Source organism: Sporosarcina sp. FA15 (genome assembly GCF_051550195.1).
Lineage (GTDB): Bacteria > Bacillota > Bacilli > Bacillales_A > Planococcaceae > Sporosarcina > Sporosarcina psychrophila.
On the sequence record NZ_CP188818.1, the window covers coordinates 3,557,501 to 3,569,394 of the forward strand.

The 11,894-nt window shown below is 40.9% G+C and carries 9 protein-coding genes and 1 rRNA gene (1 of these 10 cut by a window edge); 2 read left to right on the forward strand and 8 right to left on the reverse strand.

Translation table 11 applies throughout. The features are described 5' to 3' along the window. The 8 genes from ACP8HG_RS16780 to dnaA form a co-directional block, all read right to left on the reverse strand. Positions 1-216, reverse strand: a 16S ribosomal RNA gene (locus tag ACP8HG_RS16780) (it extends 1,336 nt beyond the left edge of the window). 439 nt (positions 217-655) lie between these two features. Then, positions 656-1,759 carry an HD-GYP domain-containing protein gene (locus ACP8HG_RS16785; RefSeq protein WP_338654418.1) on the reverse strand — a complete coding sequence of 368 codons (1,104 nt, stop codon included), beginning with the start codon at positions 1,757-1,759 and terminating at the stop codon, positions 656-658. A gap of 136 nt (positions 1,760-1,895) precedes the next feature. After that, positions 1,896-4,439, reverse strand: coding sequence for a DNA gyrase subunit A (gene gyrA, locus ACP8HG_RS16790; RefSeq protein ID WP_067204065.1), 2,544 nt, complete (start codon positions 4,437-4,439; stop codon positions 1,896-1,898). 220 nt (positions 4,440-4,659) lie between these two features. Further along, entirely contained in the window at positions 4,660-6,582 is a 1,923-nt protein-coding gene (gene gyrB / locus ACP8HG_RS16795) for a DNA topoisomerase (ATP-hydrolyzing) subunit B (protein ID WP_067213784.1), read from the reverse strand. Positions 6,583-6,661: 79 nt separating this feature from the next. Then, positions 6,662-7,783 (reverse strand): DNA replication/repair protein RecF, encoded by a 1,122-nt coding sequence (recF, locus tag ACP8HG_RS16800; RefSeq protein WP_067204068.1) that lies wholly within the window; start codon positions 7,781-7,783, stop codon positions 6,662-6,664. Then, positions 7,773-8,012: a S4 domain-containing protein YaaA gene (gene yaaA / locus ACP8HG_RS16805; RefSeq protein ID WP_067204071.1), complete on the reverse strand. Its 240-nt coding sequence runs from the start codon at positions 8,010-8,012 to the stop codon at positions 7,773-7,775. Before yaaA ends, recF begins: the two co-directional genes overlap by 11 nt. Before the next feature lie 99 nt (positions 8,013-8,111). Further along, positions 8,112-9,248 (reverse strand): DNA polymerase III subunit beta, encoded by a 1,137-nt coding sequence (gene dnaN, locus ACP8HG_RS16810; RefSeq protein WP_067204074.1) that lies wholly within the window; start codon positions 9,246-9,248, stop codon positions 8,112-8,114. A gap of 170 nt (positions 9,249-9,418) precedes the next feature. After that, complete coding sequence (gene dnaA, locus ACP8HG_RS16815; protein WP_067204077.1) at positions 9,419-10,768, reverse strand: chromosomal replication initiator protein DnaA; 1,350 nt, start codon at positions 10,766-10,768, stop codon at positions 9,419-9,421. Between the two features lie 505 nt (positions 10,769-11,273). On the opposite strand from dnaA, the gene rpmH reads away from it, so the two are divergent. Next, a complete protein-coding gene (rpmH, locus tag ACP8HG_RS16820) occupies positions 11,274-11,408 on the forward strand; it encodes a 50S ribosomal protein L34 (protein ID WP_067204080.1) in 135 nt (44 codons plus the stop codon). 80 nt (positions 11,409-11,488) lie between these two features. Beyond that, positions 11,489-11,830, forward strand: coding sequence for a ribonuclease P protein component (rnpA, locus tag ACP8HG_RS16825; RefSeq protein ID WP_187046280.1), 342 nt, complete (start codon positions 11,489-11,491; stop codon positions 11,828-11,830). Positions 11,831-11,894: the final 64 nt, after the last annotated feature.

The window sequence follows — 11,894 nt, forward strand, 5'->3', positions numbered from 1 at the left end:
AACCGTCTTTCAGAGTTTGTCCATGCGGACAAACTGATTATTCGGTATTAGCCCCGGTTTCCCGGAGTTATCCCCATCTGTAGGGCAGGTTGCCCACGTGTTACTCACCCGTCCGCCGCTAAAATCAGAGAGCAAGCTCTCGTCATTCCGCTCGACTTGCATGTATTAGGCATGCCGCCAGCGTTCGTCCTGAGCCAGGATCAAACTCTCCATAATAGAAGAAAATGAATAGCTCATTTCTTGCTGACTCGAATCCGAAGATTCTTGTGTGTGTTTCTTTTCAATCAACCGAAGCTGACTTAGTTAGAAACGTTTTGCTCAAGTGCGTTAGCACTCTCGCTGTATTTCATTGATGTTTTGCTGTTCAGTTTTCAAGGTTCATGTCGGAAGAATCAACTTGCATTCTTCGTTTTAAGTTGTTGTCGTTGTTTTGGTGACAACTTTTATATCATAACATTTCGTTTCGTTCATGTCAACAACTAATTTCAATTTCTTTTGTCGTTGTTTTAATAATGTCTTGAACGGAACTTATTAAATATACCAGTCTATCTCACAGAATGCAAGACTTATTTTGAAATAGTTTTCATTTCTATTTCAATACCACTGATATGCACTATCTCAAGCCTTATTCATCATTGCATATTAAAACATCCTTCTAATCCAATACCTTTTCTATAGCAAGATGCCTATTCGTAGTGAGGTCTAAAATAGATCCATCCACACTCTTCTTCACCATTGGACGTAATCTTGCATCACGGTGAACGAAAATAACTTCTCCTACTTCGCCGTTTGTCAGCAGCACCTTTGTTCCAATAGAAAGATTCCCGACAAGTTCATGCAGTGCTTGGACAACTTTAATATCAAATTTTCCGAACTCTTCTTCCTTTATCATCTCAATTACCTTAAACGAAGATTCCTTTGAACGATGAATCCGTTCTGATGTCATCGCATGGAAAACATCTGCAACCGCCAGCACTTGTGAAAACACGGAAATTTGATTTGCTTTCTCACCGCGTGGGTAACCGCTACCGTCGAGACGCTCATGATGTTGGAAGATTGCTAACTTCATTTCTTGTCGTAAAAGGGACGTGTCTTGAATCATTTGATAACTATACAATGTGTGTTGCTTTACTTCATTGAACTGATCTTTTGTTAAGAATGCTGCTTTCTCCGTAATCGCCGTATCAATTTTAGCCATTCCACAATCGGCGAGTACACCCGCAAGTCCAAGTTGTAAAGTCTGCCCTTTTGGAAATCCAAGTTGTCTACTGATAGCAGAAGCCAATATTCCCACACCAATTGAATGATGGTATATGTAGTCTTTGACATTTGAAAACTCATTTAATAACGTTACCATCTTTTTCTGTTCAATAAACGCATCTAATAGAGGTATCACTATTGAACGGACTTTAGCAATATCCGGACGCACACCTGCACGCCATCCGTGAAACTCCTTTTTATAGTTATGAACTGCATCGCTATATCGTGTTTGCAGGTCTCCCTGTTTCATGGGTATTTTTGCAAGCACATCATCCGGATTCACTGGACCCTCGTTGTCATCATATACATCTTCTCTTTTTACAACGAGTCGTTCTTGAACTTTAACTTTTTTTACACTGAATGCATTTAAAACCTTTATATGCTCCGGTGAGAGTTCAGTATCTTTTCTAAGGATCGGGTAGATTGTATTTATATATATATCTTCACTTGTAATTATGCCCGGGCGCAGGTCACTTGTTTTTACATAGTTTTCAGCCATCAATATTACCTACCTTCACCTTATAGTTCTTTCTATCATACTCTAAATATTTCAATTAAACGACGGGATTGTATAAATAGGCGTAAAAAAAAGGTTATTGAAATGGCCATATCGACCATTTCAATAACCTTTTTACTTAAGATTCCGTATCTTCATCGTCTATCTCAATAGTAGATAACCCGATGTCTTCATTATTTTCAGAAGAGACTTCATTCTCTTCAACAATATTGTCGTCGAGTTCTTCTTCCTCTTCTTCTTTCACAACTTTTGCAACAGTCGCGACAAGTTCATCTTCTCCTAGGCGGATTAAACGTACTCCCTGCGTACTGCGTCCAATAACAGAAATATCGTCAATGTCCATACGGATCAAAATGCCATGTATCGTAATCAGCATTAGATCTTCAGTACCATCTACTGTCTTCATCGCAACAAGAAGACCATTGCGTTCTGTCACATTCAATGTCTTCAGACCGTAACCGCCACGAGTTTGAATACGGTATTCATCTTCTGGCGTACGTTTTCCGAATCCTTTTTCTGTGACAACTAGAATTTCATCGCCTTCATTCACTGTATCCATACCAATTACAATGTCGCCTTCGCGAAGACGGATACCACGGACTCCACCTGCTATCCGACCCATAGAACGAATATCTGTCTCATTGAATTTGATTAACATACCATCCTTCGTACCAATGGAAATGTTTTCATCGCCTTTAGTCATTTTGACGCCGATAAGTTCATCATCGCCTCGAAGGGTAAGTGCTATCAATCCATTTGAACGGATATTAGCAAATTCGGAAACAGGTGTACGTTTAACAACCCCGTTACGAGTCGAGAAGAATAAGTATTTGTCATCCTCGAATGCATCTACAGGAATCATGGCTGTTACTTTCTCATCTTTATCGACACCTAACAAGTTAATGATAGGTAAACCTTTTGCAGTCCGGCTAAATTCAGGCACTTGATAGCCTTTCGTACGGAATACCCGTCCTCTGCTTGTGAAGAACAAGATGGTATCGTGCGTCGACGTATTCAATAAATGTTCAACGAAGTCGTCGTTATTCGTACCCATCCCTTGTATACCGCGACCTCCACGACGCTGGCTACGGTACGTATTAGCAGGCAAACGTTTAATGTAACCATTATGTGTGAGTGTCAGTACTGAGTTTTCGACTGGGATAAGATCTTCGTCCTCAATCATTTCAGCGCCGCCCAGTGTAATTTCCGTTCTACGTTTATCTTCAAAGCGAATTTTCACTTCGAGCAATTCCTCACGAATAATCTCAAGCAATTTTGATTCGTCTGCAAGAATTGCACGGAGTTCAGACATAAGGAGTTGCAACGCTTCGTATTCACTTTCAATTTTGTCCCGCTCAAGTCCTGTCAAACGTTGAAGACGCATATCAAGGATAGCCTGCGCTTGACGATCAGATAAATTAAATTGATCCATCAGCCCTGTTTTTGCTTCATCCGTTGTTTTAGATGCACGGATAAGGGTGATGATTCTATCGATATTATCAAGTGCTATGCGTAGTCCTTCTAAAATGTGTGCGCGATCTTCCGCTTTTTTCAGATCGTACTGAGTACGTCTACGGATTACAACTTTTTGGTGTTCAAGATAATGGAACAAAATCTCCTTTAATGCAAGGATTTTTGGTTGACCATCAACGAGTGCCAGCATATTGACACCAAAACTAGATTGCAATGCGGTTTGTTTGTACAGATTATTTAACAGTACGTTGGCATTTGCGTCACGACGTACTTCCATCACTATTCGCATTCCGGTACGATCCGATTCATCGCGTAGGTCAGTAATGCCATCGATTTTCTTATCACGTACCAACTCAGCAATTTTTTCAATCAGACGTGCCTTGTTTACCTGGAAAGGCAGCTCATGTACAAGGATTGTTTCCCTGCCGTTCGACTGCTGTTCAATTTCGACTCTGCCTCGAATGATAACCGAACCCCGCCCAGTTTCATAAGCTCTTCTGATTCCGCTACGACCAAGAATGATCCCACCAGTTGGAAAGTCTGGACCTGGAATAATTTCCAACAATTCTTCTGTTGTAATTGCAGGATTGTCAGCAAGTGCAAGGACAGCATCAATTGTTTCTCCAAGATGATGCGGAGGAATATTTGTTGCCATTCCGACCGCAATACCGGTTGTCCCGTTAACGAGTAAATTCGGGTATCTGCTTGGAAGAACAATCGGCTCTCTTTCTTGTCCATCATAGTTATCTTGGTAATCAACAGTATCTTTATTAATATCTCGAAGAAGTTCCATTGCAATACGCGACATACGAGATTCCGTATACCGCATCGCAGCTGCACCATCTCCATCGACAGAACCAAAGTTACCATGACCATCAACGAGCATATAACGGTAGTTGAAATCTTGGGCCATCCGTACCATCGTGTCATACACAGCACTATCGCCATGCGGATGATACTTACCGATGACGTCTCCGACAATACGTGCGGATTTCTTATGCGGTTTATCTGCGGTATTTCCGAGATCCTGCATTGCATACAGAATACGGCGATGGACCGGCTTTAAACCATCCCTCACATCAGGGAGCGCACGTGAAACGATGACACTCATTGCATAATCAAGAAAAGATGTCTTCATTTCTGTACTAATGTTAATTCCCTTAACACCACGTTGCGGCATATCTGCCATTATTGTTAGACTCCTTTCAACTCAAAAATCCTTAGGAAAAGATAGTTCGACTACTTGACTAGATATGCTGATCTAAAATATTCCATTGAACTCGCTAGGGGATGCCTCACACCTTAAGCGAAGCAGCCTCACCGTTCTCAGGGCTTCGGCTCTTTCGCTCAGTTATTATGGACAATCCTTTGTTCGATACATTTAGTTTTTTTTCATTTCAACTAGCCAATCAGGTATCTATATTTTTCACGTACATTGCATTCTCTTCGATGAATTTGCGTCGTGGTTCGACTTCATCTCCCATAAGCTGTTGGAATGTTGAATCTGCATCAAACGCATCTTCAAGGTGAACTTGGAGCAGTGTACGCTGATCAGGGTCCATTGTTGTATCCCATAATTGCGTTGCATCCATTTCCCCCAGACCTTTATACCGGGTAATAACGGGTTTCGGCATAGGAGGAAGTCGTCCAATAATCTCTTGGAGTTCTTCTTCAGTATAGCAATACTCCTGAACCTTCCCTTGTTTCACACGATAAAGTGGCGGCTGAGCAATATAAACATACCCTGCTTCGATAAGCGGTCGCATAAAGCGGAAGAAGAAGGTTAAAAGAAGCGTACGAATATGCGCCCCATCGACATCTGCATCAGTCATAATTACAAGTTTATGATAGCGTGCCTTGGAAAGATCGAATTCTTCTCCGATGCCAGTACCAAGTGCTGTAATCATCGCACGGATTTCTAAGTTACCTAAAATACGGTCAAGACGTGCCTTTTCGACGTTCAAGATTTTTCCTCGAAGCGGAAGAATTGCTTGGAAGTGACGGTCGCGTCCCATTTTAGCTGAACCACCCGCCGAGTCACCTTCAACGATATACAATTCACTTATAGCTGGGTCACGTGAAGAACAGTCTGCCAGTTTACCTGGAAGACTCGACACTTCAAGTGCCGATTTCCGGCGTGTAAATTCACGCGCATTTTTTGCAGCAAGACGTGCTCGTGCTGCCATAAGACTTTTATCGATGATTTGACGTGATGTTGTCGGATTTTCAAGCAGGAATCGTTGGAATCCTTCTGAAAATAATGAGTTAGTGATCGTACTAACTTCTGAGTTACCCAGTTTTGTTTTCGTCTGTCCCTCAAATTGCGGATCCGGGTGTTTAATCGAGATGATGGCCGTTAGTCCTTCACGTACATCATCACCAGACAAGTTTGGATCAGCTTCTTTCAGCACACCATTTTTCCGGGAATAGTCGTTAATAACGCGTGTCAGTGCTGTTTTAAAGCCCGATTCGTGCGTACCACCCTCATAAGTATTGATATTATTGGCAAATGAAAACAGATTTTCTGCATAGCCACTATTGTATTGCATGGCGATTTCGATTGAAATTCCATCTTTTTCGCCTTCAATGTATATAGGTTCATCATGAATAGGCTCTTTGTTTTTATTCAAGTGTTCAACGTACGACTTGATGCCGCCTTCGTAGTAATAAATGTCGCTTCGTTCTTCTTCACCACGCTCATCGGTAATCGTGATTCGCAGACCACGGTTTAGATAAGCAAGCTCACGAAGTCGGTTGGCCAGAATATCATACTCATATACTGTTGTTTCCGTGAAAATTTCTGGGTCTGCTTTGAAGCGGATTCTTGTTCCAGTTTCATCAGTAGTACCGATTACACTAAGCTCTTTTGACACAGCACCACGTTCAAATTCGATGAAATGGACTTCCCCGTCACGTCTTACATACACTTCTGTCGTTTCGGACAGCGCGTTCACGACAGATGCACCAACTCCGTGCAAACCACCGGAAACCTTATAACCTCCACCGCCAAATTTACCACCGGCATGAAGTACAGTCATAATAACTTCGACTGCAGGTCGACCTGTAGATTCCTGAGTACCTACTGGAATACCGCGGCCATTATCATCGACTCGGATCCAATCGCCTTTTTCCATCGTCACTTCGATATGGTCACAGTGACCTGCAAGTGCCTCATCAATACTATTATCAACAATTTCCCATACAAGATGGTGAAGTCCTCTAGAACTTGTTGTCCCGATATACATACCTGGACGTTTGCGGACAGCTTCTAATCCTTCTAAGACTTGGATTTGATTTTCATCATAAGCCATCTGCATATCTTTCTCTTCCATTGCCAAACTGTTCACCTTCCCTTTCCGAACGTCTAACATTTGTATTGCTGCTGTTTTATTTAAAGGGATGACTCAATCGTCATTCCTCTCTTTTAGCGACTTCGCCCGCTGTAACTTCGAATATGTCTGCCTGACGAATTGTTTCATGGTCAATCCCCGCTACGTTCGTCGTCGTGACAATTGTCTGCACTTCTCCTTGAATTGTGTTCAAGAGATGGGATTGTCGGTAATCATCAAGTTCAGACAGGACATCGTCCAAAAGAAGAACAGGTGCTTCTCCGACTTCTTGCTTTACAAGTTCTATTTCCGCAAGTTTAAGGGACAGCGCTGTTGTTCGCTGCTGTCCCTGCGATCCATACGTTTGGATGTCATAGCCGTTTACGAAAAAGTGAAGATCGTCTCTATGTGGCCCAATCAAGGTCATACCGCGATCTAGTTCACGGCGTCTTGCCTCAAGCAATCGCTGACCGAGTATCGACTGCATCTGTTCCACAGTCTGTCCCGAATCAAGTTCTTTTAGTGTTCCATAAGAAACTTGAAGGGATTCAATACCACGAGAGATTCCTTTATGAATCGGTTCTGCCCATTTTTGTAAAAGTTCCATGAAATAAAACCTTTTACGAATAATTTGGACGGCTACTTGAATATACTGCTCTGTATAAATATCAAACATGACATCGTTAAGGCTTTGTTTTCCCCGATTGTCTTTTAAAATTGCATTGCGCTGTTTGAGTATTTTTTGAAATGTTAAAAGATCATGTAAATAGGTTGGTGAAATTTGACCGATTTCCATATCTAGAAACCGTCTTCTTACCTGGGGACTGCCCTTTACAAGATTTAAATCTTCAGGAGCAAACATGACGACATTTAATTGGCCAATGTACAAGCTAAGGCGTTTTTGTTCAAGATGATTGACACGCGCTTTTTTGCCTTTTTTCGAAATGACCAATTCTAATGGCAGCCGTCCATATTTACGTTGTATGTCCCCTTCTATTTTACCATATTCTTGGTCCCAGCGTATTAATTCACGATCATTTGAAGTTCTATGCGATTTCGCCATAGAAAGTACATAGATTGCTTCCATGATGTTTGTTTTCCCCTGGGCATTTTCCCCAATTAACACATTGATTTGTGGGGAGAATGAAAGGTCAAGTGATTCATAATTCCGGTAATCGATTAATGCAAGTCGTTCAATATACATCCGTTTGACCGTCTGTTAGTTCAGTTACTTTATATGTGCCGACATTGGGAATTTTAACGATATCTCCATCACGAAGTTTTTTACCTCGTCGCTGTTCCTCCTCGCCATTGACGTAGACAATGTATTCATCCAGAAACCATTTAGCCATACCACCTGAACTAATTGTATTCGTCATTTTTAATAGTTGCCCTAGAGTTATGAACTCTGTATCGATTGTAAGATTTTCCATAGAGTCTCAACCTTTCGCAAGTTAGTCTGTCTTTCTATTTTAGCCGACTTTCGGCAGTAAGTAAAAAGGATAGTCAAATAAGTGACTATCCTTCAAGATTCAGTATGTTCGTACAGGGAGAATAAGTTGCAAGATTGAATCGTCATCAACTGATTTCAAGATGAACGGTCGCATAGCTCCCGTAAATTGAATCGTTATGTCTTGTCCATCGATTGCTTTCAATGCGTCCATCATATATTTAGCACTGAAAGAAATATTCAATTCTTCTCCTGTTACGCCAATAGCTTCAACCAATTCTTCAACCTTACCTACTTCAGGTGAATTTGAAGAGATTTCAATAACTTTACCTTCATTGGCAGAGAAGCGAACAATGTTGTTCCGTTCTTCACGTGCTAGAAGGGATGCTCTATCAATTGCCTGAAGAAGAAGTCGGCCATTCACCGTTACTGATGTTTTATATTCTAACGGGATAAGACGTGATGTATCTGGGTAATTGCCTTCCAATAGGCGTGAGTAAAATAACACACCACGTGTTTTGAATAACACTTGTTGATCTGCAATGACAATATCCACAAGTTCACCGTTATCAGGCAAAATCTTATTTAGTTCCTGAAGACTTTTACCAGGAATAACGACACTGAATGGAACTTCTGGCATATCTTCAGGTATCGTCAGTCTTCTTGCCAATCTATGGCTATCAGTAGCGATACAAGCAAGTCCCCCATCTTTTACTTCCCAAAGGACACCTGTTAATACTGGTCTAGTTTCTTGTTGAGACACGGCAAAGACCGTTTCTCGAATGATTGATTTCATCAGATCCGCTGGCAATGAAAATAGATAGTCATCTTTTACTTCTGGTAGAACCGGGTAATCTTCTGGATCTAGTCCAATTAGATGGAATTCAGACTTACCGGATTGAATATGTGTTTGAAGTCCATTTGCAACTTCTATTGTTACTTCATTCGTAGGTAGTTTTCGTACGATTTCGCTAAATACTTTAGCTTGCAGCACGATGCTTCCTTTTTCTACAACTTGAATAATTTGTTCTCCGTTATCTTCTGCAGGTATGAATGTACAGATCGTAATATCGGAATCACTTCCTGTTAATGTCATTCCTTTTTCGTCCACTTCAATCTTTATTCCTGTCAAAATTGGAATCGCAACTTTTTGACTGATGGCTTTCATAACATCGCTTAATCCATCAAGCAACTTATCTCTCATAATTTCAAATTTCATTCTATACCCTCGCTTAATATATATAGTATTAGTTATTAATAAAGTAATAGTAATAGTAGTAGGGGCTGTGGATATGTTGGTAAGTCTATTTTCCCTTTGAGCCTGAACGTTTTCCACATGTGTATAACCTGTTTGTAGGTGTGCACTACTTATTATATGTTATGCACAGGTCATCCTCTACCAAGAACATTACGAATATCTTGAACGTCTTGTTGCAAAGCTTGATCATCCTTTAACATTTGCCTAATCTTCTCGTGTGCGTGAATGACAGTTGAATGATCTCGTCCTCCGAATTCAGATCCAATCTTAGGTAGGGAGAAATCCGTAAGTTCTCTGGATAAAAACATGGCAATCTGTCGGGGAAATGCAATCGCCCTCGTTCTTTTCTTCGCAGTAAAATCCTCTAGACGTATGTCAAAGTGCTCTCCAACTGCTTTTTGGATATCAAGAATCGTTACAGTACGCGGTCTTGAATTAGGAATAATATCTTTCAAGGCTTCCGCAGCAAGATCCGTATTGATATCCGAATTGACGAGTGATGAGTAGGCGACAACGCGTATAAGAGCCCCCTCAAGCTCACGTATGTTTGAGTCAATTTGGTTGGCAATGTACAGCATGACTTCATTTGGAATATCAACAAGCCCATCAGCCTTTGCCTTTTTGCGCAAAATTGCGATGCGTGTTTCCAGGTCTGGAGGTGCTATGTCTGTGATAAGACCCCATTCAAAGCGGGATCTAAGTCTGTCCTCAAGTGTTGGAATTTCTTTTGGAGGTCGGTCACTTGAAATAACAATCTGTTTTGACTCCTCATGGAGTGTGTTGAATGTATGGAAAAATTCTTCTTGTGTTTGTTCTTTTCCCGCAAGGAATTGAATATCATCTATTAAGAGCACGTCTACATTCCGATAACGATTACGGAACTCGACAGCTTTATTATCACGAATAGAGTTAATGAATTCATTTGTAAACTTCTCAGATGAAAGATACATGACTTTTGCTGAGGGGTTCTGTTCGAGTACATAATGTCCAATTGCGTGCATTAAGTGTGTCTTTCCAAGCCCAACACCCCCATAGATAAACAGCGGATTATAGGCTTTCGCTGGTGCTTCAGCAACGGCAAGTGACGCTGCATGGGCAAAACGATTTCCTGAACCAATGACGAATGTGTCAAACGTATATTTTAGATTAAGCATGCCAGGTGCCGACGTTAATGGAACTTTTTCTATAGGTTTAACGGTCGGTTTAGGTAGCATGAAATCATTTTCTTCCATGTTTTTAGGAACAACGAACTGAATGATTCGGTCTTCGCCGGTCAATTCGGATAGAATACCAGTAATAAGATGTACATAGTGGTTTTCAAGCCAATCTTTTGCAAATGAATTCGGTGCGGCGATTGTGACATTTTCTTCGCCATAAGACATCAGTTTTGTCGACTTTAGCCAAGTTTCAAAACTAGGTCTTGAAATTTTCTGCTCAACCTTCGACAAAACTTCGATCCATAATTCTTCTAAGTGGTCCAAACGTGTGCCTCCTTTACAATGAAAATAAAAAACCCGAGGATATGTATTATACACAGTTTTCCGTCGTGTGGATAACAATTACGCAAAAGTGTTGAAAAAATTATCCACAATGTATTAACAACTGTGGATAACAAAAATGCTATAAAATTATGTGCATAACAAATTCATCTCATTGTAACAGGATATGTTGTGGATTACAAGGAGTCCTGAACCTTATCCACAGCGCAAGTGGTTGTGGATGAAATCTTTATCCACAGGCCTTGGTATGTGAGGAAGATGTCGATAAGCAGTGTGCATAAAAAAACTTGAGAAAATACTATCCACATCACTATCTGGAATTAGCGGAAGAAACCGTGGATAACTTATTGGGACGAAATCAGAGAAACTAAATGGCCTAAATTACTGTCGAACAGGAAAGGGTTGACTTTTACCTTGGAAATCCGATATACTATTCAAGACTGTCACAGTAATAAATAGACAATCAATGCAGGAGGTGTCTTAAAAGATGAAACGTACTTACCAACCAAATAAACGTAAGCGTAGTAAAGTTCACGGCTTCCGTGAAAGAATGAGCACGAAAAGCGGACGCAGAATTCTAGCAGCTCGTCGTCGTAAAGGAAGAAAAGTCCTATCAGCATAAGGCCACTGACATTTCAGTGGTCTTTTTTCTTGTTTATTAATGAAGAACTATAATCATAGATGACGGAGCAGGTGCATGAGATGAACAGACGTCAACGGATAAAGACGAATGAGGAATTCCAAGAAGTATTCAAAAAAGGGAAGTCGTTTGCTAATCGGCAATTTGTTGTGTATTCCTATAGGAAGGAAGACCAGCCAGAATTCAGGATTGGTCTGTCCGTCAGCAAAAAAGTAGGTAATGCAGTCGTGCGGAATAGGATCAAACGGTATTTACGACAGTCCTTCCTGGAATTGAAAGACGAACTGCGCAACGATATGGATTATGTCATCATCGCCAGACATCAGGCGGCCACATTAGATTTTCATGAAACAAAAAAAAGTTTGCAGCACGTCCTGCGTATTTCTCGTGTCTTAAAGAAGTAGAAGGAAGTATATGAACGTGATAAACTGTTAGTATCGGTCGATAGGGCCTTTTAACTTCACTCGG